Source organism: Streptomyces sp. NPDC051364 (assembly GCF_040682115.1).
In the GTDB taxonomy this organism is placed as follows: domain Bacteria; phylum Actinomycetota; class Actinomycetes; order Streptomycetales; family Streptomycetaceae; genus Streptomyces.
In genome coordinates this window covers 401,558-426,528 of record NZ_JBFBAH010000004.1, presented here as the reverse complement: position 1 = coordinate 426,528, position 24,971 = coordinate 401,558, and the positions used below count along the sequence as shown (strand labels likewise).

At 70.7% G+C, this 24,971-nt stretch carries 25 protein-coding genes; 5 read left to right on the top strand and 20 right to left on the bottom strand.

The window, feature by feature from the left end:
* Positions 1-21: 21 nt before the first annotated feature.
* Positions 22-969 carry a hydrogen peroxide-inducible genes activator gene (locus AB0M76_RS11685; protein WP_365952676.1) on the top strand — a complete coding sequence of 316 codons (948 nt, stop codon included), beginning with the start codon at positions 22-24 and terminating at the stop codon, positions 967-969.
* A gap of 48 nt (positions 970-1,017) precedes the next feature.
* Here AB0M76_RS11685 and AB0M76_RS11680 read toward each other — a convergent pair whose 3' ends face one another.
* The 6 genes from AB0M76_RS11680 to AB0M76_RS11655 form a co-directional block, all read right to left on the bottom strand.
* Positions 1,018-3,366, bottom strand: a complete 2,349-nt coding sequence (locus AB0M76_RS11680; RefSeq protein ID WP_365952675.1) for an FtsX-like permease family protein — start codon at positions 3,364-3,366, stop codon at positions 1,018-1,020.
* Positions 3,363-4,049 (bottom strand): ABC transporter ATP-binding protein, encoded by a 687-nt coding sequence (locus tag AB0M76_RS11675; protein ID WP_365952674.1) that lies wholly within the window; start codon positions 4,047-4,049, stop codon positions 3,363-3,365. Before AB0M76_RS11675 ends, AB0M76_RS11680 begins: the two co-directional genes overlap by 4 nt.
* Complete coding sequence (locus tag AB0M76_RS11670) at positions 4,046-4,570, bottom strand: PadR family transcriptional regulator (RefSeq protein WP_365952673.1); 525 nt, start codon at positions 4,568-4,570, stop codon at positions 4,046-4,048. The genes AB0M76_RS11675 and AB0M76_RS11670 overlap by 4 nt, the downstream gene beginning before the upstream one ends.
* A 110-nt stretch (positions 4,571-4,680) precedes the next feature.
* Positions 4,681-4,851 (bottom strand): hypothetical protein, encoded by a 171-nt coding sequence (locus tag AB0M76_RS11665; RefSeq protein ID WP_365952672.1) that lies wholly within the window; start codon positions 4,849-4,851, stop codon positions 4,681-4,683.
* 137 nt (positions 4,852-4,988) lie between these two features.
* Positions 4,989-5,279 carry a hypothetical protein gene (locus AB0M76_RS11660; protein ID WP_365952671.1) on the bottom strand — a complete coding sequence of 97 codons (291 nt, stop codon included), beginning with the start codon at positions 5,277-5,279 and terminating at the stop codon, positions 4,989-4,991.
* Positions 5,276-6,187 (bottom strand): SPFH domain-containing protein, encoded by a 912-nt coding sequence (locus tag AB0M76_RS11655; RefSeq protein WP_365952670.1) that lies wholly within the window; start codon positions 6,185-6,187, stop codon positions 5,276-5,278. The genes AB0M76_RS11660 and AB0M76_RS11655 overlap by 4 nt, the downstream gene beginning before the upstream one ends.
* 230 nt (positions 6,188-6,417) lie before the next feature.
* Between AB0M76_RS11655 and AB0M76_RS11650 the strand changes: the two genes are divergently transcribed.
* Positions 6,418-8,658 (top strand): transglycosylase domain-containing protein, encoded by a 2,241-nt coding sequence (locus AB0M76_RS11650; RefSeq protein ID WP_365952669.1) that lies wholly within the window; start codon positions 6,418-6,420, stop codon positions 8,656-8,658.
* A gap of 91 nt (positions 8,659-8,749) precedes the next feature.
* Here AB0M76_RS11650 and AB0M76_RS11645 read toward each other — a convergent pair whose 3' ends face one another.
* From AB0M76_RS11645 to AB0M76_RS11635, 3 genes are all read right to left on the bottom strand, one after another.
* Positions 8,750-10,810: an ATP-binding SpoIIE family protein phosphatase gene (locus AB0M76_RS11645; protein WP_365952773.1), complete on the bottom strand. Its 2,061-nt coding sequence runs from the start codon at positions 10,808-10,810 to the stop codon at positions 8,750-8,752.
* 726 nt (positions 10,811-11,536) lie between these two features.
* Complete coding sequence (locus tag AB0M76_RS11640) at positions 11,537-12,232, bottom strand: DUF402 domain-containing protein (RefSeq protein WP_365952668.1); 696 nt, start codon at positions 12,230-12,232, stop codon at positions 11,537-11,539.
* 132 nt (positions 12,233-12,364) lie between these two features.
* The gene (locus tag AB0M76_RS11635; RefSeq protein WP_365952667.1) at positions 12,365-13,780 is read right to left on the bottom strand and encodes a class II fumarate hydratase; all 1,416 of its coding nucleotides are present in this window, start codon (positions 13,778-13,780) and stop codon (positions 12,365-12,367) included.
* Between the two features lie 105 nt (positions 13,781-13,885).
* Here AB0M76_RS11635 and AB0M76_RS11630 point away from each other — a divergent pair, with 105 nt between their 5' ends.
* Entirely contained in the window at positions 13,886-15,415 is a 1,530-nt protein-coding gene (locus AB0M76_RS11630; RefSeq protein ID WP_365952666.1) for a ricin-type beta-trefoil lectin domain protein, read from the top strand.
* A gap of 303 nt (positions 15,416-15,718) precedes the next feature.
* Here the strand turns inward: AB0M76_RS11630 and AB0M76_RS11625 are convergent, their stop codons facing one another.
* The 10 genes from AB0M76_RS11625 to AB0M76_RS11580 all read right to left on the bottom strand — a co-directional run bounded on the left by AB0M76_RS11625 (position 15,719) and on the right by AB0M76_RS11580 (position 22,905).
* The gene (locus tag AB0M76_RS11625) at positions 15,719-16,492 is read right to left on the bottom strand and encodes a glycerophosphodiester phosphodiesterase (protein ID WP_365952665.1); all 774 of its coding nucleotides are present in this window, start codon (positions 16,490-16,492) and stop codon (positions 15,719-15,721) included.
* A gap of 130 nt (positions 16,493-16,622) precedes the next feature.
* Complete coding sequence (locus AB0M76_RS11620; protein WP_365952664.1) at positions 16,623-17,246, bottom strand: hypothetical protein; 624 nt, start codon at positions 17,244-17,246, stop codon at positions 16,623-16,625.
* A gap of 329 nt (positions 17,247-17,575) precedes the next feature.
* Entirely contained in the window at positions 17,576-18,754 is a 1,179-nt protein-coding gene (locus AB0M76_RS11615) for a protein-L-isoaspartate(D-aspartate) O-methyltransferase (RefSeq protein WP_365952663.1), read from the bottom strand.
* Between the two features lie 5 nt (positions 18,755-18,759).
* On the bottom strand, positions 18,760-18,906 hold the full coding sequence (locus AB0M76_RS11610; RefSeq protein ID WP_362626944.1) for a hypothetical protein: 147 nt from the start codon (positions 18,904-18,906) through the stop codon (positions 18,760-18,762).
* Positions 18,907-18,982: 76 nt separating this feature from the next.
* Positions 18,983-19,219 (bottom strand): hypothetical protein, encoded by a 237-nt coding sequence (locus AB0M76_RS11605; protein ID WP_365952662.1) that lies wholly within the window; start codon positions 19,217-19,219, stop codon positions 18,983-18,985.
* The gene (locus AB0M76_RS11600; protein WP_365952661.1) at positions 19,219-19,404 is read right to left on the bottom strand and encodes a hypothetical protein; all 186 of its coding nucleotides are present in this window, start codon (positions 19,402-19,404) and stop codon (positions 19,219-19,221) included. Before AB0M76_RS11600 ends, AB0M76_RS11605 begins: the two co-directional genes overlap by 1 nt.
* Positions 19,405-19,475: 71 nt before the next feature.
* A complete protein-coding gene (locus AB0M76_RS11595; RefSeq protein ID WP_365952660.1) occupies positions 19,476-20,327 on the bottom strand; it encodes a helix-turn-helix transcriptional regulator in 852 nt (283 codons plus the stop codon).
* Positions 20,303-20,821, bottom strand: a complete 519-nt coding sequence (locus AB0M76_RS11590) for a DUF6879 family protein (RefSeq protein WP_365952659.1) — start codon at positions 20,819-20,821, stop codon at positions 20,303-20,305. The genes AB0M76_RS11595 and AB0M76_RS11590 overlap by 25 nt, the downstream gene beginning before the upstream one ends.
* Positions 20,811-21,008 carry a hypothetical protein gene (locus AB0M76_RS11585; protein WP_365952658.1) on the bottom strand — a complete coding sequence of 66 codons (198 nt, stop codon included), beginning with the start codon at positions 21,006-21,008 and terminating at the stop codon, positions 20,811-20,813. The genes AB0M76_RS11590 and AB0M76_RS11585 overlap by 11 nt, the downstream gene beginning before the upstream one ends.
* A 229-nt stretch (positions 21,009-21,237) precedes the next feature.
* Entirely contained in the window at positions 21,238-22,905 is a 1,668-nt protein-coding gene (locus AB0M76_RS11580; RefSeq protein WP_365952657.1) for a fumarate hydratase, read from the bottom strand.
* Between the two features lie 138 nt (positions 22,906-23,043).
* Between AB0M76_RS11580 and AB0M76_RS11575 the strand changes: the two genes are divergently transcribed.
* On the top strand, positions 23,044-23,721 hold the full coding sequence (locus AB0M76_RS11575; protein ID WP_365952655.1) for a DUF1707 domain-containing protein: 678 nt from the start codon (positions 23,044-23,046) through the stop codon (positions 23,719-23,721).
* 90 nt (positions 23,722-23,811) lie between these two features.
* On the opposite strand, the gene AB0M76_RS11570 is transcribed toward AB0M76_RS11575, so the two are convergent.
* Positions 23,812-24,249, bottom strand: a complete 438-nt coding sequence (locus AB0M76_RS11570) for a hypothetical protein (protein WP_365952654.1) — start codon at positions 24,247-24,249, stop codon at positions 23,812-23,814.
* Positions 24,250-24,546: 297 nt separating this feature from the next.
* Between AB0M76_RS11570 and AB0M76_RS11565 the strand changes: the two genes are divergently transcribed.
* The gene (locus AB0M76_RS11565) at positions 24,547-24,921 is read left to right on the top strand and encodes a WhiB family transcriptional regulator (protein WP_082410276.1); all 375 of its coding nucleotides are present in this window, start codon (positions 24,547-24,549) and stop codon (positions 24,919-24,921) included.
* The last annotated feature ends 50 nt before the right edge of the window (positions 24,922-24,971 follow it).

The following is a 24,971-nucleotide window of genomic DNA, read 5'->3' as shown; positions in this document are numbered from 1 at the left end:
GGTGATCGGAGGTACCTATCAGTGGCTGTCGGTAATAGGGGAGCGAAGCAGGCGACGCTCGCACAGCTGCGCGCGTTCGCGGCCGTCGCCGAGCATCTGCACTTCCGGGACGCCGCCGCGGCCATCGGAATGAGCCAGCCGGCTCTCTCCGGCGCCGTCTCCGCGCTGGAGGAGGCCCTCGGCGTGCAGCTGCTGGAGCGCACCACCCGCAAGGTGCTGCTCTCTCCGGCGGGTGAGCGGATCGCGGCCCGGGCCCGGATGGTCCTCGACGCGATGGGCGGGCTGCTGGAGGAGGCCGAGGCGGTACGCGCCCCCTTCACCGGGATCCTGCGGCTCGGGGTGATCCCCACGGTCGCCCCCTACCTGCTGCCGACCGTGCTCGGGCTCTTCCACCGGCGCTACCCGCGGATGGACCTCCAGGTGCACGAGGAGCAGACCTCCTCGCTGCTGGACGGGCTGGCCGGCGGACGGCTCGACCTGCTGCTGCTCGCGGTCCCCCTCGGCGTCCCCGGAGTGACCGAACTCCCCGTCTTCGACGAGGACTTCGTCCTCCTCGCGCCCCGGGAGCACCCGCTCGCCGGGCGCAGGGACATCCCGCGCGAGGAACTGCGGGGCCTGCAACTGCTGTTGCTCGACGAGGGGCACTGCCTGCGCGACCAGGCCCTGGACATCTGCCGCGAAGCCGGCCGGACCGACGGGGCGGACGTCACCACGACCGCCGCCGGGCTGTCCACCCTCGTACAACTGGTCGCCGGGGGACTGGGGGTGACGCTGTTGCCGCGCACCGCGCTGCGGCTGGAGACCGCCCGCAACGAGTACCTGGCCACCGGGTACTTCGCCGAGCCCGCGCCGTCGCGGCGGATCGCGCTCGCCATGCGCACGGGAACGGCCCGCCAGGAGGAGTTCCGGGCCATCGCGGGCGCCCTGCGCGAAGCCGTGCGCCCGCTCCCGGTGTGGCCCGCCGAGTAGGGCGGGCCGGGCCGGGGAGCGGGCGCACGGGCCTGCGCGCGCCCGGCGTCACTCCGTACGCAGGCCGTCCGGGCGCATGAGCCGCAGCAGCGGCGGCAGGCTGAGCAGGGTGACCACCAGGGCCACCCCGGCGCCGCTGCCGGCCATCATCGCGACCGAGGACCAGTCGATCCGGACCGGCACGTTGGTCATCCGCATCAGCACCGCGCCGAGGGAAAGGCCGATAGCGGTGGCCAGGGCCAGGCCGAGCGCGATCGGCAGGGCCGTCTGCCACAGCACCGACAGGCTCAGCGTGGAGCGCTTGGTGCCGAACGCGACCAGGGCGGACAGCAGCTTCTTGCGCTCGCGCAGCTGCTCCAGCTGGGAGACCAGCAGGCTGGCGCCGATCAGCACCAGCACCAGGGTGGCGCCGATGAACAGGCCGGTCCGGATCGAGCCGAACTCGGTGGTCGTCCGGGACGACTGCAGGGTCATGGCGGTGGCCAGCGGGTCGGCCTTGTAGGCCGCGGTCCGGGCCAGCTCCAGAGCGTCCGGCACCTTCGGGTCCAGCTGCACGTACACCTGGGCCATTCCGCGGCCGCTCAGGTTCTTGGGAGCGGCCGCCGGGGTGACCAGCAGGCCGGTGCGCAGGCGGCCGTTCGGGTCCTTGAGGGCCTGCGCCGTCCGCGCGTCGGCGGGCACGGTCCAGACGCTCGGCTCGGGGCCCTCGCGGTCGTAGAGGTTCCCGGTGAACAGCTTGTCGCCGGGCCCGGCGGTTCCTGTGCGCCCGTCCGGCTCGCCGGGGGCGCCGGTCAGGACGAACGCGTCGCCGTCCTTGCAGGAGGGCAGCTGCCCGACCTCGCGCAGGGCCTCGCACGTCCCGACGGTGAGATCGATCGAACCGCCCTGCGCCTTGGGGGTGCGGGAGGCCGGAACGGATGTCAGCGGAACGGCCTTGAGGATGCCCTTGGTGCCGGCCACCGCCTTGCCGAGAGCATCGACGTGATCCTCGGTACCGGAGCGGGTGAGGATGGACATCGAGGCCCGGGCCGGGTCCTGGCCGGTGTCGCGGGTGTAGTCGCCCTCGACGCCCGCGAAGAGCATCTGCAGGGCGATGGCCCCGGCCACCGCGACCGCGATCCCGTTGACCAGCCGGGCGGCGGTCCCGCTGGTGAGCTGGAGCCGGCGCACGGCCAGCTGCCAGGAGACCCCGCCGGCGCCGCCGAGCCGGCCCACGACCCGCTCCAGCAGCCAGGGCAGCAGGGCGGTGATGCCGACCAGGAGCAGCACCACACCGCCCGAGACCTGCCATTGGTTGAACCGCCCGTGGGTGTTGCCGCGGCCCATCATCGGGGCCAGCAGGCCGAGACCGGCCAGCGGCAGCAGCAGCCGCCACCAGATCCGGCGCCTGCGCGGGGTGGCCGTGCGGACCACGCCGAGCGGCTCGATGACCACGCCGCGCAGGGCGAACAGGGTCACGGCGACGGCGGCGGCCGGGACGGAAACCGCGACGAGCGCGGCCAGCGCCGGGCGCGGGTCGAGGTCGGCGGGGAAGACGCTGCGGCCCTGGAGGCTCAGGTTCGGTGCCAGCTGCCGGGCGATCAGGAAGAAGCCGGTACCCAGCACCAGGCCGATCAGTGCGCCGGCGAGCGCCTCGCCCGCAGCGATCCGGCGGACCGTCCGGCCGTCGGCGCCGACCAGGCGCAGGGCCGCGAGCCTGCGGTCGCGGCGGTCCCCGCCGAAGCGGACGGCGGCCGCGATGAACACGGCGACCGGCGTCAGCAGGGCGACGAACACCAGCACCACGAGGAGGGCGAGGACGGGGTCGAGCGGCGGGGCCTCGACGGTGTTCTCGAAGGTGGTGATCCGCTCGACGTACGAGCCGTCCGCCTGCGCTGCGAGCCGGTCGGTGCCGGCGTAGTAGTACAGGTCGCCGGGGCCGACCAGGCCCGCGTCGCCGATGAGCGACACGATCTTCCCGTCGAGGCGCTCGCGGAGCAGCTTGCCCTCGTCGGTCTTCATCAGCCGGTCGAGGGCCGGGGAGACGGCCAGTTCGCCCGGGCCGGGGTACTTCTTCAGACCGGGCGGCAGCGGGGCGTCCGGGCCCTCGGGCTGGACGAGGCGCCCCTCGATGTCGTCCGAGTGGTACGACATGTTCCCGCGGGCGATCAGCAGGGTGTCGCGCCCCGGCTGCTCGGCCGTCCGAGAGGTGATCGTCTCGCGTGCGGCGCCGCGCTGGTCGCGGGCGGCCAGGGCGCTGGGCACGGCGGTGGTGACCAGCAGCAGCGCGACGCCGAGGCCCACGCCCATGCCGGTGAGGAGGGTGCGGGTCCAGCCCTCGCGGCCGCCGGCGAAGGCGAACCGGGCGCCCATGGCAAGGTCCTTGACCCAGGAGCTGCGGGTGCCGGGCGCCCTCATACGATCCGCTCCATGTCGCGCGACCTGCCGTCGCGTACGACGATCTCGCGGTCGGAGTACGCGGCCACCCGGGCCTCGTGGGTGACGAGGACGACGGCGGTGTTCGCGGACCGGGCGGCCTCGGTCAGCAGCTGCATGACGAGCTCCCCGTTGAGGGAGTCGAGGGCGCCGGTGGGCTCGTCGGCGAAGATCACCCGGGGGGTGGTGACCAGGGCGCGGGCCACGGCGATGCGCTGGCCCTGACCGCCGCTGACCTCGCCGGGCCGCTTGTGGCCGAGGTCCTCGACCTGGAGGCGCTCCATCCACTGCAGGGCGGTCCGCTCGGCCTCCTTCCGCTTGGCGCCGGCGAGGCGGAGCGGGAGGGCGACGTTCTCCACGCAGCTCAGCTCGGGGACGAGCTGCCCGAACTGGAACACGAAGCCGAACTCGCTGCGGCGCAGGGCGCTGCGCTCGGCGTCGTTCATGGCGGACAGCTCGCGGCCGGCGTACGTGATGGTGCCGGAGTCGGGCGTGACGATCCCGGCGAGGCAGTGCAGCAGGGTCGACTTGCCGGAGCCGGAGGGCCCCATGACGGCGACGACCTCGCCGGGGTGGATGGAGAACTCGGCGCCGTCGAGGGCCTTGGTGGGCCCGTACGCCTTACGGAGGTCCATGGCGGAGAGCAGGGTGCCGGCCGGGGTCATCGGCGTACCTCCTGGGCGAGCTGGTCGAGGCGGGCAGCGGCGAGTTCCAGCCACCGCAGATCCGCTTCCAGGTGGAACAGGGCGTGGTCGCAGACGAGTTGGTCGGCGAAGTCGCCCTTGCGCTTGCGCTGGGTCAGGATGCGCATGAGCCGCAGGTGCTCGGCCCGCTGCGTGTCCAGCAGGTCGGCGGCGCTGCGGCCGGTGAGCAGGGCGAGGACGACCTTGGTGTAGAGCGTCGACTGGAGGTAGGGCTCGGGCTTCTCGGGCTGGGCGAGCCAGCTGTCGACGTCGGTGATGCCGGCGTCGGTGATGGCGTACCGCTTGCGGTCGGGCCCGCCGCCGCTCTCTATCCCCTCGACCTCGACGAGGCCGTTCTTCAGGAGGCGGGACATGGTCGAGTAGACCTGTCCGTAGGCGAGGGGGCGGTCGTGGCCGAATCTCTCGTCGAAGGCGCGCTTGAGGTCGTAACCATGGCGTGGACCGGCCTCGAGGAGGCCGAGGAGCGTGTGACCGATGGACATGCCGAGGACTATACATGCGGTGTATACGCACGATGTATACATGCGGTGTAGAGATGACTTTCGGCCTGCTCCCGTGGCCGTGGGAAGGGGGCCGAAGGCCGTGTGCCGCGTCAGGCAACGTTCGCCCCGTCGCGGACGCCCGGCACGCACTCTCGCCGCACCGGCCGAAAGCTCAAGTACGTCCAGTACGAGACGGCTGCTCCGGCAGCGGTGGCGTAGGAGGGGTTCTGGTGGGTGTGGCCGAGGGGCGCGAGCTTGCCCGCCTCTGCCGCCTCGCGCATCGCGGCGGGGCTCGGCTTGTCCTCCAGCGCGTACGACGTCCCGCCGTACGGTCGGGGCAGGTCCCTGCGGGTGGCCGGCCGGTCTCCGGCCCGGTCGGCCGGAGATGCCCGACAGGGGTTTGCCCGGGGAGCTGCCGTCAGGAATCGGGCGAGCTGCGGGGGCGCCCGCGCGGCCGGATCGGGCCGGCCCCGCCCGGCAGGCGGCCCGTCTCGGACAGGGCCCGCCGCAGCAGGAACTCGATCTGCGCGTTGGCGCTGCGCAGTTCCTCGCCCGCCCAGCGCGCGAGGGCGTCGTACACCTGCGGGTCGAGCCGCAGCAGCACCTGCTTGCGCGCCTGCCGCCCGGGGCGCGCGGCCCGCTCCTGGCCCTGGCCCGCGCCGGGGCCCTGTCCCGGTTCCCGGTCCTGCGGCTCGCCGGCGGGGCTCACTGGTAGAGCGTGCCCGCGTTGACCACCGGCTGGGCCGCCCGGTCGCCGCAGAGGACCACCATCAGGTTCGAGACCATGGCGGCCTTGCGCTCCGGGTCCAGATCCACGATGTCCTCCTCCGCCAGGCGGGTCAGGGCCAGTTCGACCATGCCGACCGCCCCTTCGACGATCTGCTTGCGGGCCGCCACGACCGCGCCCGCCTGCTGGCGCTGGAGCATCGCGGAGGCGATCTCCGGAGCGTACGCGAGATGCGTGAACCGGGACTCGATGATGCGGACGCCGGCCGCCTCCACCCGCGCGTGCAGTTCGAGCGCCAGCTTCTCGGTGATCTCCTCGGCGTTGCCGCGCAGCGAGAGCCCGCCCTCCTCGTGCGAGTCGTACGGGTACTCGATCGCGATGTGCCGGACCGCGGCCTCGGTCTGGGTCTCGACGAACTGCGTGAAGTCGTCCACCTCGAACTTCGCCCGCGCGGTGTCCTCCACGCGCCACACCACGACGGCCGCCAGCTCGATCGGGTTGCCGTACGCGTCGTTGACCTTCAGGACGGCCGTCTCGTGGTTGCGGACCCGGGTGGAGATCGTCTCCCGCGAGGTCAGCGGATTGACCCAGCGGAGGCCGTCCGCACGGACCGTCCCCCGGTACCGGCCGAACAGCTGGACCACACGGGCCTCGCCCGGAGCCACCGTGTTCAGCCCGCTCATCGAGATGACCGCGAGGAGGATCAGCAGGACGCCCGCCGGTATCAGGGACGCGTGCATCACCGTGCCGTCGGCGGTCACGCCGAGGGCGATCAGGCCCGCGCCGGCCGCCGCCGCCAACAGCCCCAGTACCAGGGCCAGTCCGCCGCCCATGCTGCGTGCCGTGAACTCCCGTACGTCTCCAGCGGTCGCCGCCGAGTTCGTCATCATCTGCCCCGTTTCGCTTGGTCGCGGCCGGTCGAGCCGCCTAGCAAAGTGATATCACTTTTTCAGGCTGCCGCAACCCTATGGGCTTGCCGCGCGTCGGTTCCCTTGATGTGGGTGCTGATTCTCACGTCCGAATTGACCGATATTGGCCATGGTTGGCCAACCTTTGTCACAACCTGCGGTGTTAGCTTTCTGAGCTGACGTCGGGGGGGAAATCGAGCGGAGCGGGAGCGATGGGCCGAGCAGAAGCGCGTAAGGCGCAGCAGCGCAGTGCGCGGCGGGCGCCGCGTGGGAGCGCCACCGGGAAAAAGGGGCGTGCCGGCAAGCCGACCGGCATACGTCGCTTCTTCACCTGGAAGAAGATCCTGGGGACGCTCTTCGGGCTGATCCTGCTCGGCATGGGTGCACTTGTCGCCCTCTACTTCTACGTGGACGAGCCCGACCCCAACGCCGACGCCATCAAGCAGAGCAACGTCTACAAGTACGCGGACGGCTCGATCATGGCGCGCGACGGCTCGATGAACCGCGAGATCGTGCCGATCAGCCGGGTCCCCAAGGACGTCAAGACGGGCTTCATCGCCATCGAGAACAAGTCCTTCTACAAGGACAGCGGCGTCGACTTCCTCGGCATCGCCCGAGGCCTGTTCAACACGGCCACGGGCAAGGGCAAGGCCGGCGGTTCGACGATCACCCAGCAGTACGTCAAGAACTTCTACCTGAACCAGGACCAGACGGCGACCCGCAAGCTCAAGGAGCTGGTGATCTCCCTCAAGGTCGACCGGCACATGGAGAAGGACGACATCCTCGCGGGGTACCTGAACACCAGCTACTTCGGGCGCGGCGCATACGGCATCCAGGCTGCCGCCCAGGCGTACTACGGCGTCGACGTCGACAAGCTGACCCTGGAGCAGGGTGCGTACCTCGCGGCCGTCCTCCAGGCGCCCAGCGACTACGACCTGTCGACCGCGGGCCCGAACGGCACACGGCTGGTCAAGATCCGCTTCAACGGCGTGCTCGACAACATGGTCGAGATGAAGGAGCTGGACCCCGCCAAGCGCAAGGACCTCCAGCTGCCGATGCCGACCAAGCCCAAGGCCGCCCCCGGCCTGGAGGGCCAGAAGGGCTACCTGAAGCAGGCCGCGGACGCGGAACTGCGGCGGCAGACCGGCATGACCGCCCAGGAGCTGCAGGCCGGCGGCTGGGAGATCACCCTCAACATCGACCCCAAGAAGCAGGCCGCGCTGGAGAAGGCCGTCCAGGACGAGCTGGAGTCCAAGCTCGACCGCAAGGACCGGCCGGTCGACGCGAGCGTGCAGGCAGGCGCCACCTCCGTGGACCCGAAGACCGGTGCGGTCGTCGCGATGTACGGCGGCACCGGGCTCTCCGACCACTGGGCGAGCAACGCCCTGCGCCAGGACTTCCAGCCCGGCTCGACCTTCAAGCCGATCGTGCTGGCCTCCGCCCTGGAGAACAAGTCCACGACGCACGACAAGAAGCCCATCACCCCGAACGCGCTCTACGACGGCACCAGCAAGCGCCCGGTCGTCGGCAGCGACACCCCGTTCGCGCCGCAGAACCAGGACAACGCGAACTACGGCGACCCGTACCTCACCGTCCAGGCGGCCACCAACTCCTCCGTGAACTCCGTCTACGCGCAGATGATCGTGGACGTGGGCCCGCCGAACGTGAAGAAGACGGCCCTCGCGCTCGGCATGAAGGACCGAGACGGCTGGCCGGAGGACAAGCCGGCCATGTCGCTCGGCACCATGAGCGCCAACACCCTGGAGATGGCCGGCGTCTACGCCACCCTCGACAACCACGGCAAGAAGGTCACCCCGACGATCATCAAGGGCGCCAAGCACGCCACCCGCGTCCCCAAGCCGATCGAGTCGGTGGGCGGCCAGGCCATCACCCGCGAGACCGCCGACACGGTGACCAAGGTGCTCACCGGCGTCGTCAACGACGGCTCCGGCAAGGCCGTCAAGAGCTCCGCCTACGAGGCCGCAGGCAAGACCGGTACCACCGAGTCCAACGTGGCCGCCTGGTTCACCGCGTACACGCCGGAGCTCGTCACCGTCGTCGCGATGTTCGGCGAGGAGCCCGGAACGGCCAAGCAGGTCACCCTGACCGGTACCGCGGGCGGTGGCCGAGCGGGTGGTTCCAGCTTCCCGGCCGAGATCTGGAAGGCGTACACGCTGGCCGCGCTCAAGGGCGTGGACGCCGGCGAGTTCGACCTCTCCGAGGCGAAGATGGGCGCCTCGCAGGCGCCGACCCGCAGCAGCTCCCCGTCGGCGAGCTCCTCGGCCCCGGTCACGCCGTCGGCCCCCGTCTCGCCGTCGCAGAACTCCCCGGACCCCGGCAAGAGTTCGCCGAACCCGACCAAGAGCACGTCGAAGAGCCCGGACCCGTCCAAGACCCCGGACCCGTCCAAGACCCCGGACCCGACGAAGAGTCCGCCGATCACGCTCCCGTAGCGCGCTCGTACGGCCCCTGACGCACCGCCGCCCCGCAGCATCCATGCTGCGGGGCGGCGGTGTTCTCGCGTCCGGCTTTACGCCTGCCCGGTCAACGCCGGTCGTTCGCCCCGGGCAACGGGAGCTCGAACCAGACCACCTTTCCGCTGCTCAGCCGGGTGGCGCCCCAGCGGCGGGCCATCCGGTTGACCAGGAACAGCCCGCGGCCGCCCTCGTCGGTGTCCCGGGCCCGGCGCTGGCGCGGCAGCTGCGGGGAGTCGTCGCCGACCTCGCAGCGCAGTACGTCCGTCCGCAGCAGGCGCAACGTCACGGGCCGCTCCGCGTACCGCACGGCGTTCGTGACCACCTCGCTGACCAGCAGCTCCAGGGAGTCCTGGAGCTCCTCCAGGCCCCACCGGGTCAGCGCGCGGCGGGCGAACCGGCGGGCCCGGCCCGGAGCGGTCTCCTCCGGGTCCAGGAACCAGTACGCCACGTCACTGGGCGCGATGCCGTCGAAGCGGGCCGCGAGCAGCGCGATGTCGTCGTCCCGGTCGCCCGGGCCGAGCATGTCCAGGACGTCGTCGCAGAGCGCCTCCAGCGGCGGCGGATGGTCCAGGCCGGTCAGCTGGGCGGTGGTGGCGAGCCGCTCGCGGAGCTGCTCGATGCCGGTCCAGACGTCGCGCAGCCGGGACTCCACCAGGCCGTCGGTGTACAGCAGCAGCGTGGCCCCGGCGGGGGCGTCCAGCTCCACGGCCTCGAAGTCCACGCCGCCGACGCCGATGGGGGCGCCGGGGGGCACGCGGAGCACTTCGGCGCGGCCGCCGAGGTGCAGGAGCACCGGCGGAGGGTGGCCGGCGTTGGCGATGGTGATCCGGTGCGAGACCGGGTCGTAGACCGCGTACAGGCAGGTGGCCATCCGGTCGGAGCCGAGGCGCTGCGCCTGCTCGTCGAGGTGGTGGAGGACCTCGGCGGGCGGCAGGTCCAGCTGGGCCAGGGTCTGTGCGGTGGTGCGGAGCTGGCCCATGATCGCGGCGGAGGTCATGGAGTGGCCCATGACGTCGCCGACGACGAGCGCGACCCGGCTGCCGGGCAGCGGTATGGCGTCGTACCAGTCGCCGCCGACCCGGGCCGTCTCGGCGGCGGGCAGGTAGCGCGAGGCGAGCCGGACCCCGGTGGGCTGGGGGAGGCTGTCGGGGAGCATGGTGCGCTGGAGCTCGTCGGCGATGTACGCCTCACGGCCGTACAAGACCGCCTTGTCGATGCCGAGCGCGGTGTGCGTGGCCAGCTGCGCGGCGACCAGCAGGTCGTTCTGCTCGAACGCGGGCCGCTCGGGGCTGCGCAGGAACACCGCGGCGCCGATGACGCGGCGGCGGCCGCGCAGCGGCGCGAGGATGGCACGCTGGCCGCGCGGTACGGGGTGCTCCGAGCCGAGCAGCTCCGCCAGCGCGTCCTTGGCCCCGGCGGCGGACCCGAAGACGGGCCGTACGCCGCGCAGGACCTCGGCGAGCGCACCGCCGGTGCGGATCTCGCACAGCTCGGCCGCGGGCAGGTCACCCTGCGGGCCGACCAACGGCAGCTGGCTGAAGTCGAGCTCGCCGGCGGCCCCCGCGGCCCCGGCGCCGTCCGCTCCGGTCAGATCGTCGATCGGCCGGAGCCGGTCGGTGCGGCGCAGCCTTAAAACGACCGGGCCGACGGGACGCTCGTCGCCCACCGGCAGGGGATCCCGCAGGTAGACGAGGATGGCGTCCGAGAAAGTGGGCACGGTGGCCCGGCACAGTCCGAGCACGATCTCGTCGAGGTCGATGCCGCGGGCGATCCGCCGGGTGGCGGCCCCGACGAAGCGCAGCCGGTCCCCCTCGCGCCGCGCCATCCCGCCGTCCGGCACCGGCGCGCCCCCGCCGAGGACATCGGCCACTGCGGAGCCCTGCCCCTCGTACGCCGGCCCGGCGGCGCCGGCCCCGGTCGTGCGGGCGGGGTCCGTGTCTGCCGGGATGCGGCCTTCACGGGCCTGCCCGGCGGCTGCGCCTTCGCCGCCTGCGGCGGCCTGGCCTTCGCGGCCCGCGGGTGCGTCCGCGTCCGGTTCGGCTTCGCGGGGGCGGGAGGCGTCCGGTTTCGCGGCTGCCCGGCGGTCCTGGCCCGCGTCCGGGGCCTCGTGGGCCCGCCCGACGGGCAGGGCTGCGGAGGCTGGGTCTTCGTCGTGGGCGGCTGCCGCGTGCGCGGCGTTCCGTGCGGCTTCGCCGTCGCGCCGCCGGGATCCGCCCGCTGCGGTCTCGCGCGCGGCATTGCGGGCCGCCTCGCCGTCGGGGCCGCGGCGGCCGGCCGCGCCCTGCGCCGGGGTGGCGCGCGAACGGCCGCGGCCGGGGCGGGGTGTGCCGTCCTGCGGGGCGGGCACGCCCTCGCCGCGCGGGCGCGGGACGTCCGAGCCCCGGCCGGCGGCCTCCGCGTGCGCGCGGACCGGGCGGACCGGGTCGTCGCCGGACGCGGCCGAACCGCGTACGGCCTCGGCGGCGGGAACGGGGGCCTTGCCGTGGCCCAGTTCGTCCGCCGGGCCTCCGGAGGAGGCAGGCATGGCGGAGCCGCCCGGGGCCGGTGTCGCGGCGGCCGCGGCAGGCTGCGGGCCCTCCTGCGAGGTGGGGTACTCCGTCACGCGTGGAATTCCGTCCGTTTGCGCTCGATGTGCGCTGCACTCAACTCGGTCAGTCGCGGTATACCCGCTCAGCGGCGGGGACACCATCACCCCGCGGTACCGCGTCCCGCTCGTTACCTCTTGCTCTGCGTTGACCTCCGGTCAAGTCCCGCATACGGCACGACATTTACGGATGTGCGGACGAGCGCGTCTCCCGCGCGCGACCCGCGGAGGGAGATCTTACGTTTGAACCCCGGGGGCGCATCAAGGGTCTCATGAGGTCATATGCGCCGGAGTGCGGTCCCAGTCCTCGGGAAGGGCCGGAACTCCCCAGGCGGGATCCGGCCGCCAGTCCTGCCAGCCGTCGGAGAACGGAGCCCCCCACGCCTTGATCACGTCCACCGCGGACCGCCCCGCGACCTGCACCCGGCGGGCCTGTTCCGCGTCCATCAGACCGGACCGCTGGGCCTGCGCGAACTCGTCCTCGTCCCGCCACTTCCACGTGCGGTCCGGGTAGACGGAGATGTCCAGGAAGTGGTCCACGGAGTCGATCCCGCCGGACCACCGGGTCCGCGGCTCCTCGAGGTTCACGTACCAGCTCTTGAACCGCCAGCCGTGCTCCCAGAACAGCCACACCGACCACGGGTCCCCGGGCCGGGCCAGCTTCAGCACGCCGGCGCCGAACCAGCGCGACCGTACGGTGGTGCGCGGAGCGGTGTACCGGGTGGCGAGCGGCTCCTCGTGGACGGGGGTGCCGTCGGACAGCACCGGCTTGACGCACTCGGTGCCGGGGGCCATCCACACCGCCAGCAGCTCGTCGGTGTCCTGCACCACGGTCACCGGGCGGCAGATGTGGACCGCGCCCTTCAGGCCCGGGGCGTGGTCGCGGTAGCGCCAGAGGATCTGCTCCCCGGGCCGCCAGCGGGTGCCCTGCGCGTCGCCGCCCCCGCGGCCTGCGGTACCTGTCATGCGCAGATCTTAGGGCGGGGGCCCCCGCGCCCGCTGCGGTGCAGGTCACGGAGGTGCGCGGGGACGGGAAACGACCGAATCCGGCCCTCCCCCTTGACTCCGTCAGGGGGGACCCCCAGTCCGGAAACGTTTTCAGGGCCGGGTCATCCGCAGGACGTCGAGCGCCTCGTCCAGCTGCTGCAGCGTCAGGTCGCCGCGGTCGACGTAGCCGGACTCGAGTACGACCTCCCTGATCGTCTTCCGCTCCGCGAGGGCCCTCTTGGCGACCTTGGCCGCCTCCTCGTAGCCGATGTACCGGTTCAGCGGGGTCACCACGGAGGGGGAGGACTCGGCGAACTCCCTGGCCCGCGCCACGTTCGCGGTGATCCCGTCGACCGTGCGGTCGGCCAGCAGGCGGCTCGCGTTGCCCAGCAGCCGGATCGATTCCAGGAGGTTCTTCGCCATCACGGGGAGCATCACATTGAGCTCGAAGTTGCCCGCCGCGCCCGCCACCGCGACGGTCGTGTCGTTCCCCGTCACCTGCGCGGCGACCATGAGCACGGCCTCCGGGACCACCGGATTGACTTTCCCGGGCATGATCGACGAGCCCGGCTGGAGATCGGGCAGATTGATTTCGGCCAATCCTGTCCGCGGCCCCGAAGCCATCCAGCGCAGATCGTTGGAGATCTTGGTCAGCGAGACGGCGATCGTACGGAGCATTCCCGAGGTCTCCACCAGCGCGTCCCGCGCCCCCTGGGCCTCGAAGTGGTTGCGCGCCTCGGTCAGCGGCAGCCCGGTCGCGGCGGCCACCTCGGCGATGACGGCCGCGGAGAACCCGGGCGGCGTGTTGATCCCGGTGCCCACCGCGGTCCCTCCCAGCGGCAGCTCGGCCAGCCGGGGCAGCGCCGCCCGCAGCCGCTCGACGCCGTAGCGCACCTGGGCGGCGTACCCGCCGAACTCCTGGCCCAGCGTCACCGGGGTGGCGTCCATCAGGTGCGTGCGGCCCGCCTTGACCACCTCGGCGAACTCGGCGGCCTTGCGCTCCAGGGCGGCGGCGAGGTGCTCCAGGGCCGGGATCAACTCGCGGGTGACGGCGGCGGTCGCGGCGATGTGGATGGACGACGGGAACACGTCGTTGGAGCTCTGCGAGGCATTGACGTGGTCGTTGGGGTGGACCTCGCGGCCGAGCCGCTCGCCGGCCAGGGTGGCGATGACCTCGTTGGTGTTCATGTTGGACGAGGTCCCGGACCCGGTCTGGAACACGTCGACCGGGAAGTGCTCGTCCCAGCGCCCCTCGGCCACCTCTGCGGCGGCGGACCGGATCGCGTCGGCGATGCCCTCGTCCACCACCCCCAGCTTCGCGTTCACCTCGGCGGCCGCGGCCTTGATCAGGGCGAGTGCCTCGATGTGGGCGCGCTCCAGGCGCTGCCCGGAGACGGGGAAGTTCTCCACCGCGCGCTGGGTCTGAGCTCGCCATTTGGCGTGCGCGGGCACGCGTACCTCGCCCATCGAGTCGTGCTCGATCCGGTACTCGCCCGTTGATCCCTGGGCCTGCTGATCGTTCGTCATCTTCGTGGCCTCCTCAAAAAGTTGAGCAATTGTCTTGTTCGAAGTGTTCCCAACTCCCCTACCGGCCAGTAAATACCGTGGGTAACACCGACAGGGGAGACGTTCATGACACGTGTACCTACGAGACCCAGGCTCAGATCTACCTTCGCCGCCGTCGCGGCGATCGCGGCCGCCCTCGGGGGCGTCACCGCCATCACCCCCATGGCCCAGGCGGCGACCACCCCCGCCGCGGCCGCCACCCCGCTCTCGCCCGAACTGGAGGCCATCCGCGCGGCGGAGGCCGTCAAGATCTACGGTGACGCGGCGATCCGCCCGCTGAACGAGCGCAAGACCGGCCTGATCTCGCTCGGCGACAGCGAGATTTCGGGCGAGGGCGTGGGCAACTACGACCCGGCGACCAACACCCCGAACAACCAGTGCCACCGCTCGCCGGACTCCGCCATCCACCGCACCGGCATCCCGGCCGACCTGACCTTCAACGTCGCCTGCTCCGGCGGCTACACCGGCAACATCCGGATCGGCGGCAGCAAGCAGTACGCCGACGAGCTGGTGCAGAGCGACAGCCTGGCCGTCAAGGCGCGCAACACGAAGATCAAGATGGTGCTGCTCGTCGCCGGAGCCAACGACGACCTGCAGTTCGGCCCGGTCATGACCGACTGCGTGACCCGCTGGGTGCTCAGCCAGGGCACCTGCGAGCCCAAGTACGGCCCCGGCTGGCAGGCGCGCGTCGACGGCCTGAAGCCCAAGGTCGAGTCCACCGTCGCCGACCTCAAGACGGTCATGCGCGACGCGGGGTACGCCGACTCCGACTACAAGCTCGTCGTGATGGGCTACCCCAGCCCCATCGGCCCCGACTTCTACGACAACCCGAATTTCCCCGGCAAGCTCCCCGGAGGCTGCGCCGGCTACGACTCCGACGCCGCCTGGGGCCGCAACTACGCGGTGCCCACCTTCGAGAAGGGCATGCGCGCGGCGGCCCTGGCCTCGGGCGCCACGTACCTGGACAACTCGCGGCTCTTCCAGGGCCACGAGGTGTGCATGGAGGACACCTGGGCCCGCGGCCTCTACCTGGACCTCGGGGACCACTTCCCGTGGGACGAGAACACCGCCCGCCAGTCCTTCCACCCCAACTACCGCGGCCACGGCGCCTTCGCGGCCTGCCTGACCCAGCTCTACGACTCCGGCCTGCGCGAGGCCTCCTGCGCCGACCCGGCGAGCACCGGCACGCCCGTCCTGCAGACCGGCGCCTGGGACGACCTGTACAAGCCGCTGAAGAACGAGGCGACCGGCAACTGCCTCGACTCCAACGGCGGCGCCAGCGCCAATGACACCAAGGTCATCGGCTGGGACTGCCACGGCGGCCGCAATCAGGGCTGGTGGTACGACTCCGCGAAGAAGTCCGTCCACATCGAGCTCACCCACGACCGCTGCCTGGACGCCCCGGGCGCCAACTACGGGGCCGGCACCGGCCTGATCATCTGGAACTGCCACGGCGGCGCGAACCAGCAGTGGGTCCGCGACGGCGCCACCCTGCACCCCGCGGCCGCCCCGGGCATGTGTCTCACCGTGGCCGCCGCCCACGACCAGCTGCGCCTGCAGACCTGCAACGGCTCGGCGAACCAGCGCTTCGTGTAGAGGACGCAGCGCGTAACCCCGCCCCGTACGACCCGAACCCCCCACACCCGGCCGGACCGTTCCGGCCGGGTGCTCCCATGTCCGCAACCGCCGGGCCCGAACGCACGTCCGTATCCTGCGGCAGGCTCGCCGGCTTCGTCCCGAGGCGGGCGCGTGCAGACCTCGTAAGGGAGCACTCCGATCCTCGTCACCATCCTCCTCCTGGCCGTCACCGCTCTTCTCGCCGTTCTCCTCCTCTTGGGCAAGGGGATCCACTTCCTCGTGACCCGCAGGCAGGGTACCCGGCGTTCTGAACGGCCGTCCTCAGAGCGCTTCGAGCTGCTCCCGTACCTCGCGCGGCCGGTTGGTGATGATGGCGTCCACGCCGAGGCGCAGGCACAGCTCCACGTCCTCGGGCTCGTCGACCGTCCAGACCCGCACCCGCAGCCCCTTGGCCTTCAGCCGCGCCACCAGCCCCGGATCCTTGCGCAGCAGGTCGATACCGGGCCCGGCGTGCCCCGCGAACGGCGGCCGGGCAGGCCGCAGCCGCCGCTCGATCAGGTAGACGGCGGGCAGGCCGGGAGCCAGCCGGTTCAGCCGGGTCAGGGCGTTGCGGGAGAAGCTCATCACCTCGATGCGGCCGTCGGATCCGTCGGCCAGCCCGTGGTCCTTCAGGACCCGTACGAGCTCGGCCTCCAGGCGTCCGCCTGCGCGGGTGGGGTGCTTGGTCTCGACGGCCAGCCCGACGGGCCGGTCGGCGGCCAGCGCCTCCTTGAGCAGGTCCTCGAAGAGCAGCACCTGCGCCCCGCGGTGCTCCTCCCCCTTCCAGCCGCCGAAGTCGAGCGCGGCCAGCTCCTCGTACGTCATGGCGGAGACGACTCCGCGCCCGTCGGAGGTCCGCTCCACCCGCCGGTCGTGCACGCACACGAGCCGCCCGTCGGCGCTCAGCCGTACGTCGCACTCCAGCGCGTCGGCGCCGTCGGCGATGGCCTGCCGGTAGGCGGCGAGGGTGTGCTCGGGGTGCTCGTGGGAGGCCCCCCGATGGGCGATGACCCGCACGTCGCGGGCGGTGACGGACTGCGCGTACTGCCGATTCATGGATCAGACGTTATCCGGATGCGTGGTGCTGCGCGGAGCCGGTGCCGACCCGGTGACCGAACAGTTCGTTACATCGGGGTGCGGGGTGCGGGGAGATGGCTCCGCGGAGCGGGAGCCCTGACAGGACTGCTCAGTGGGGCTTGGGGGCCAGTGGCGCCGGGGTGACCTTGAAGCCGCCCTTCGTGACCTCCGTGAAGGGGGCCGGGGCCATGCACGTGCCCACGCGCGGCTCGGACACCGAGCCGTCGGGCTTCACGTCGACGTTGGCGATGCCCCACGAGAAGCCCACCCGGTCGGGCCCGCCGCGTTCGCCGTCCTGGACGCTGATCCCGATCCGCTTGCCCTCCCAGCCGACGTTCGAGGACGTGACCACCGCGGTGATCGTGGCCGTCCTGCCGCCGGTCACCATGCAGTCCACCTCCGCCTCGGCGACGCCGGTGAAGCCCGCATCGGGCATGGCGTGGTAGACGGTCACCTTGCCGCGCGCATCGACCGGCATGCCCTGCTCCCCGCCCGGCGCCGGGAAGGGCCTGCTCCACGGGACGGCGTCTGCGTCGACCGTGAAGCGGATGTCGTGCTCCTTCGGGACGTAGGGGTAGGACACCGTCCCGCCTCCGTGCACCGAGGCGAGCTTCGACGCGGCCGGCGCCGCGGGCACCGCGGGGGCCGCGGGGGCCGGAGCCGCGCCGATCAGCGACGCCACCAGGGCGGCGGCGCATCCGGCCAGGAGGAGGGCGCGCTTGCGGTTCTTCATCGTGAACTCCCGTTGACGGTGTGCCGTTCGGATACGGCAACAGCCTCTCGCGGGGCCTCCGGCGATCCATCTGCCCGTCGGACGACATGCGTGAGGGCCCCTCCCCCGCACGGGGGAGGGGCCCTCAGGCCGTCGTACTACAGACCCGGGCCGCGGACCGGGATGGAGAGGACACGTCGGTACCCGTATGGCTCACCATGCGTATGGCCGGCGTTTCTCTCGCCGAGCCTGCTTCGGTCCAGACGGTGAAGGCTGCGGCTAGCCAATCTCAGCCGCAAAGCGAAGAACCCCCAGCTTCCACTGGGGGTTCCTTTTGCGTTTCCGGTCCTCTATGCGAACCGGTGAACCGGTACCAGGTTGTTCGGGGAGTCGAGCCACGCCCGTCCGCCGTTGCTGTCAGTGGTCAGGCCGAACCGTTCGAACGTGGGGCGGCCCTGCTGCTCCCACCAGCGGTACGCAGCTTCCGTCTCGTCCCACAGCTTGCGGGGGCCCGACTGGACCACCTCGTACTCCTGCCGCCCCGGCTCATAGTCGGCCGAGGCCCACGACTTCGTGTCCGTGCTGTGTGTCCACAGCGTGTACGCGCCGTCCTCGTAGCGCTCTACCCGCCAGAACGCCCCGGGCATGCGGAGCCCGATCACGAACTGTTCGAGCCATCCGCCGACCTCGGCGGGTGACAGCGTCGTCGTGCTCCTTTCGCCGTCTGCGGGCCATTGCTGCCCCTGGAGGTATGCGTCATGCGGGGGCAGGTTCTGGCGCTGCTGCCGCAGGCGCATGAAGGCACTGGAGCGGGTAAAACGGCCGCTCGCGGTTCCGTCGCCGTTCACGGTCAGGCGGACGATGGCTTCGCCCCCGTACACCGTTCCCCAAGGGGCGACGATGACGCCGCCGGTAGCGGTCTGCTCGACCCACGCGGAGGGAACTTCACCGATCGAGCACGTCGCAATGACACGGTCATACGGTGCCCCTCCCGCGTAGCCCAGCCGGCCGTCTCCCACGATCACCAAAGGCGAGAGGTCAGCGGCCCGAAGGTTCCTGCCTGCCCCCTTCGCTACCTCGGGATCGAACTCGATCGACACCACGTTGCCGGGCCCGAGCCGGTGCGAGAGAAGACCGGCGTTCCAGCCCGTACCTGTACCGATCTCAAGGACCCGATGCCCGTCCCTCACATCGAGATCGGCCAGCATCGAGAACACCATGTGTGGTTGGGAACTGGAGCTGCTCGGGGTGGTGCCGAGGCCGTCACCCGCATGGTTGCCGTCGTCCCACTGCGTCGTGAGAGGGATGTCGGAGAACACGGCGCGGAACCAGGCATGGGGGTCCGTGGTGCGGTCCACTAAAGGGTTCTGTCGGGTGCCGTCAGGGATGCCTGGCCAAATGCGGTCAGGCACGAACAGGTCTCGGGGGACTGCCTTGTATGTCGGCAGCCAATCGGAGTGCAGAGCGCCCGACTGGACGAGCGCGGAGGCGAGCCCCTGGGGGCCCGCCTCTTCTGTGCGCGCGGTCATCTGACCTACTTCTTCGCGGGGCCGGAGCCGTCGGAGGAGTTTCCGCCGCTACCGGTGTCGGTGCCGCCTCCTCCGTGTCCGCGCCCGCTGCTGCCGTCGTCCTGCTGACTGCCGCCCTGGCCGCTGCCGGTACCTCCGCCATGCTTGGGCATTGCATCTCTCCTTCGCTCATAGGTGGGCGTGAAGGCTGTGTTTTCTGACCCGCCCTGGCGGGGGCGGGAGTCTGTGTCAGGTCGTGTCGACCCGATCAACAAGGGCGATGTCCTCGAACCCTCCGAGAAAGCGGCCGCGTACGGCGTTCAGGCCCGTGTGGGTCATGCACTGCCGGTCAACCTCGGCCACGTCAGGGCCGGGAACGGCAGCCCAGCCACATTCTGCGTAGAGACAGCTCGCAACCACCGTGGGCGAGGTCTCGGGGTCGCTGATGATCCGATGCTCGGTGTGCCGAATGACTGAGCGCGTCATCAGCGTGATCCGTCCGCCTTGACGCACCGGGTGTGCCAGTACGCGACTTTGGGCGGGCCGTCCTGCCCGCCGAGCATCCCCCGCCGGGCGAGGTGGTGAAGGGGGATGGGCATGTTGCATGACGGGCACGTCTCCCGCTTTTGCGTGTACGTCGCGTACTCGAACGTGTCCGTCTTGGTTGCCATTGCGCACGCACTCCTTCGCCGCTGTCTCCGGGAATCGACAGCCAATGGTGTCCGAGCGATGGGCCGAGGTTCTAGCCGGTTTCCTGCTCGCGCAAAAGCTCGTCTCGGATTGCTTCGAGCGTGGCCCGCATGGCGTCACCGGATAGTGCCATCGAGGCGAACCCCTCGAACTTTTGCACATACAGCGCAACGTCTCGGGGGTCGGTCACGACGATCTCTGCGTGAACCGTCTCGACAGTGACCGTCCGATCATCCCGGATAACAAAGGCGTGATTCGCTATGTCTTGCTGTCGTGCAGCCAACGGGACAATCCGAATGTCTATGCTTGGCAGTCGCGAAAGAGAGGCCAGCCTGTCTACCTGTTCCGCCATCCTGGCGGCTGACACGATGCGCCACCGAAGTGCAGACTCCGTGATGACGAACTTGAGTTCCTTGGATGAATCGTAGAGCACCTGTTGCCGTTCAATCCGGGCACTGATAGTCCGTGTCAGCACGTCCTCGCCGAGGTCGTGCCGGGAGAGAATCGCTCGGATGTATTCAGGGGTCTGTAGGAGTCCAGGGATCAAAGCCGGTTGGAAGAGTCGCAGCAACGTCATTTGGGCCTCTAGGGACCGCGTCTGCTGCTGCGCCTTATGCACTCCCATACGTCGGATAAGGCGCCAAGCCGTGGTTTCCGTGGCTGCCGCTCTGACAGCCTCTAGGTATTCTGCCTTGACCTCATCCGAAACGCCGATGGCTGTAAGAATGCGCTCAACGTCTGCGACGGACGGAGCGACCTTAGCCGTTTCAATCTTGCTCAGCTTGCTTGGAGACATGACAGCACTGCGAGCGACGGCCTTGGCTTCCTTCCCAGATGCCTGCCGAAGCGCCCGCAGTGCGGCCCCTAGCTGTGCTCTGTTCACTCCCCGTGCTTCGCCCACCATTCGGGGAACGGTACAGCGTGTGCCAAAGCCGTATCCCTGTAGGCGGTGAACTCTACGGCCCGTTCATCGGGGAGGATTTCAGCCCCAAGGAATGCCCCGTCTTCCGAGTAGTTCATCACCCCGGGCGTGCGGCTATCTGTCAACCAGAAGTCAGGAACCCCTTCCAGGGGGTTTGGCTGTTCGGTGGTGTCGAGAATGAAGAACTCCTCGCCACCTGTCGCATTCTTTCGATACCCCCAACCCAACTCGAATCGTAGGTAGGGAGTGAGGGGGCGAGAGAGGATGTGAACGCGATAGACTCGCTTGCCCTTGCTTGTGTGGGAGCGGAGTTCTGACACCCATGCTTCGTTGTAGTCGGCCGGCTGAGGCTCCCCGGCGAGGAACGCCCGGTAGGCGTCCACGTTTCCCGACTTGCTGTAGTCATCCAGCGTCTCTAGCCGGAATGCCTCCCGCGTGAAGGTCTCGAACAGCTCCCCCAGAGTCTTAGGCGCCACGAAGACCCTTCCGAATAAGGTCGAGGACAAGTTGTTGCGGGATTTCGACCACGGTTTCGTGTGCGGGAATTTCAAGCCCGTGGTCGGTAGGGGTCTCACCCTGAACCAGGAACGTGTCCCTGTCGGTGGCGTAGATGGTCGGGCAGTCTTTGAGGTCGCACGTACTCACAAGCTTGGTGACCTTCACGGGGTTCCCTTCTTGCTGTCACGTTGCGATCGATGCTCGCGAGCAACTGCCCACAGGCGCAAGGGGTTCGTGATTCCAGAACAGGAAACCGGGATGGATGAGGCCACCGACCCCGGTTCAGCGCCTCGACGTGCGTCCCTTGTGTGCTCTGCGGGCCGGGGAGGGGCGGACACGGCAAGAGCCCCCGGCGAGGGCGCCAGGGGCTCTGTGGTGGGGCGTAGGCGTTGGGCTACGCCAGACCGGGACCGCGGACCGGGATGTGGGTGAACGTCGGCTCCGGAGCCGGGTTCTGGAAGAAGTCGTTGCCCTTGTCGTCCACGACGATGAACGCAGGGAAGTTCTCGACCTCGATCTTCCAGACCGCCTCCATGCCGAGCTCCTCGTACTCCAGGACCTCGACCTTCTTGATGCAGTCCTGGGCCAGGCGTGCCGCCGGGCCGCCGATCGAGCCGAGGTAGAAGCCGCCGTGCGTGCCGCACGCGTCCGTCACCTGCTGGGAGCGGTTGCCCTTGGCCAGCATGACCTTCGAGCCGCCCGCCGCCTGGAACTGCTCGACGTACGAGTCCATGCGGCCGGCCGTGGTCGGGCCGAAGGAGCCCGAGGCGTAGCCCTCGGGGGTCTTCGCCGGGCCTGCGTAGTAGACCGGGTGGTCCTTCAGGTACTGCGGCATCTCCGCGCCCGAGTCCAGCAGCTCCTTGATCTTGGCGTGCGCGATGTCGCGCGCCACGACCAGCGGGCCGGTCAGGGAGAGGCGGGTCTTCACCGGGTGCTCGGTCAGCGTCGCGAGGATCTCGTCCATCGGCTGGTTCAGGTCGATGGAGACGACGTCCGAGGAGTCGCTGAGGTGCTCGTCCGTGGTGTCCGGCAGGAACCGGGCCGGGTCGCGCTCGAGCTGCTCCAGGAAGACGCCCTCGGCGGTGATCTTCGCGGTGGCCTGGCGGTCCGCCGAGCAGGACACGGCGATCGCGACCGGGAGGGACGCGCCGTGGCGGGGGAGGCGGACGACGCGGACGTCGTGGCAGAAGTACTTGCCGCCGAACTGCGCGCCGATGCCGATCTTCTGGGTCAGCTCGAAGACCTGCTGTTCGAGGTCGACATCGCGGAAGCCGTGTCCCAGGGGGGAGCCTTCCGTGGGGAGCTCGTCCAGGTAGTGCGCGGAGGCGTACTTCGCGGTCTTCAGCGCGTGCTCGGCGGAGGTGCCGCCGACCACGATCGCCAGGTGGTACGGCGGGCAGGCCGCGGTACCGAGCGAGCGGATCTTCTCCTCCAGGAACTTCATCATGGAGGCCTCGTTGAGGACCGCCTTGGTCTCCTGGTAGAGGAAGGACTTGTTGGCCGAGCCACCGCCCTTGGCCATGAAGAGGAACTTGTACGCGCCGCCGTCGGTCGCGTACAGCTCGATCTGCGCGGGCAGGTTCGAGCCGGTGTTCTTCTCCTCCCACATGGTGAGGGGGGCCATCTGTGAGTAGCGCAGGTTCAGGCGCGTGTACGCGTCGTAGATGCCGTGCGAGAGGGCCGCCTCGTCCCCGCCCTCGGTGAGGACGTTCTGGCCGCGCTTGCCCATCACGATCGCGGTGCCCGTGTCCTGGCACATCGGCAGGACGCCTGCCGCCGCGATGTTCGCGTTCTTGAGGAGGTCGAGCGCGACGAACTTGTCGTTCGACGAGGCCTCGGGGTCGTCGATGATCCGGCGCAGCTGCGCGAGGTGCGCGGGGCGCAGGAAGTGCTGGATGTCGTGGATGGCCTCTTCGGCGAGCTTGCGCAGCGCCTCCGGCTCGACCTTGAGGAACGTACGGCCGTCGGCCTCGAAGGTCGAGACGCCCTCCGAGGTCACCAGCCGGTAGGGGGTGGTGTCCTCGCCCAGGGGCAGCAGGTCGGTGTACGCAAACTCTGGCATGACGGCAGTCATTCCTCACTCGGCAGACGGCGCTGACGACCAATTGGCAGCGCGGCTATCCAGCGTAGGACCTCCGTCCCGGGCTGTGTCTGTGAGGTAAGGCTCACTGGCGACTATCGCGATCTATCGCGTATCGCTATGCTGGCCGACGTGGACCTGGAAAAGAACCCTGCCGCGCCCGCCGAACTGCGAGCCTCCGACGCCGACCGCGACCGGATCGCGCACATCCTGGCCGACGCCCTCGCCGAGGGCCGGCTGACCGCCGATGAGCACTCCGAGCGACTGGATTCGCTGTACGCCGTGAAGACGGTCGGGGAGCTCGAGGTGCTCGTACGGGATCTGCCGGCGCCCGGCGCCGTGCCTGCGGCGCCCTCGTACGCCCAGGCTCCGGCGGCTCCTGCGCAGGCCGGCCAGGCCGAGGTCTCCGAGACCGTGGTCGCCGTGTGCAGCAGCGTCACCCGCAAGGGCCGCTGGCGGCCGGGCGCACACACCCGCGTGGTCTCCGTCCTGGGCGACGTCACCGTCGACCTCACCGAGGCGGTCTTCGAGCAGCAGGTCACCGAGATCAACGTGACGAGCGTGCTGGGGAACGTCGAGATCCTGGTCCCGGAGAACGTGACGCTCCGCGGCTACGGCAGCGGGGTCCTCGGCAACTTCGAGGTGCACGGCGAGGGCCGCGCCGGGACCATCGATCCGAACGCGCCGGTGGTGATCGTCCGGGGGTTCGCGCTGCTGGGCAACATCGAGGCCCGGCCCAAGCTCGGCGCCCGCCTGGTCGACCTGGCCCTCAAGCTCCGCAAGCACCTGGAGAGGTAGCGCCGGCCCCTCCGCCGGCCCCTCCGTTAGGCCCCGGGCCGCGGGGCCCGGGGCGTACGGCCGGTCGGCAGTGCGGGTCGGATCGGCCGGTCAGAGGGACCAGACGTCCGTGCCGGCGGCGCAGGCGCCGACGTAGATGCCGCCGTTGCTCGCGCGGAACAGCCGGCACTCCTTGAGCTCGATGCGGCGCACGCTCGACGCGAAGCTGTACGCGCCGATGCTGACCTCCGTCCCGGCGCCGTTGGTGTTCCACACCTCCTCGTCGCGGGTGCCGCCGTCCGCGTACACGGCGTGGATCCGCAGGGCCGCGCCCTTCTTGTCCGCCGAGGACGTGTCCTTCAGCTTGCCGTCCAGGTGCACTCGGCCGTCGGACGTCGTCCAGATGTTGCCGCGGGCCCAGGCCCCGGCGATGTCGCCGCCGGTGTGGGTGACGTCGTAGCCGCCGCCGGCGGCGGCCGGGCCGGCCGTCAGCAGCAGGGCCGCCGGGATCGCGGCCAAGGCCAGGGCTGCCTTCGTCTTCAGGTTCATCGTTCCTCCGTCGTGTCGGGCACGTCGTTCGGGACGGGGGAAACGTAGTCGCAGGAGCCCTTCGTTCTCGGCCCACCCCTGGGTGATCCTCAGGGCCCACCCAGGGGGTAGCCGGCGTGCAACCAGAGGGGTAGGGGGCCGGGCGGTGCGTCGGGTTTCGGTCGAAGTTCCGCCCCGCGGCGCGCTTGCTCCACGCAGTGCATAGGGGCGCGTACAGCGGGTAGGGACAGGTGCATCGTCTCTCGCTTGCGTATACGTCGTCAGGAGTAGACCGTGCAGCATCCGCCGCATCAGTCCCTGCAGGTAGCCGCCGTACAGAGCCTCCAGGCGCGTCCGGCCGCCGTACCGAAGCCGCGGGTGCCGGCGAGGGAAGAGGACGGCCCATGGCACGCGGAGGCGGTGTGCCGCCGGGACGAGGCGGGGCTGTTCTTCGCGCCCTCCAAGGAGCCGACCGCGGCCAGGCTCTCCCGCGAGGAGGCCGCCAAGCGCGTCTGCGCGCGCTGCCCGGTGATGGTCGCCTGCCGCGAGCACGCACTGCTCCAGCCCGAGCCGTACGGGGTCTGGGGCGGGCTCACCGCCGCCGAACGGCGGGTGGTGCTGGCCCGCCGCCGGCGCCGGGCGGCGGAACTGCGCCAGGCCCCGGGGGCCGGGCCGATAGCCGCCGCGGGCTGAGGGCTCGTACGCACGCGAGCGAGAGGGGCGCTACCGCCGCACGCGGTAAC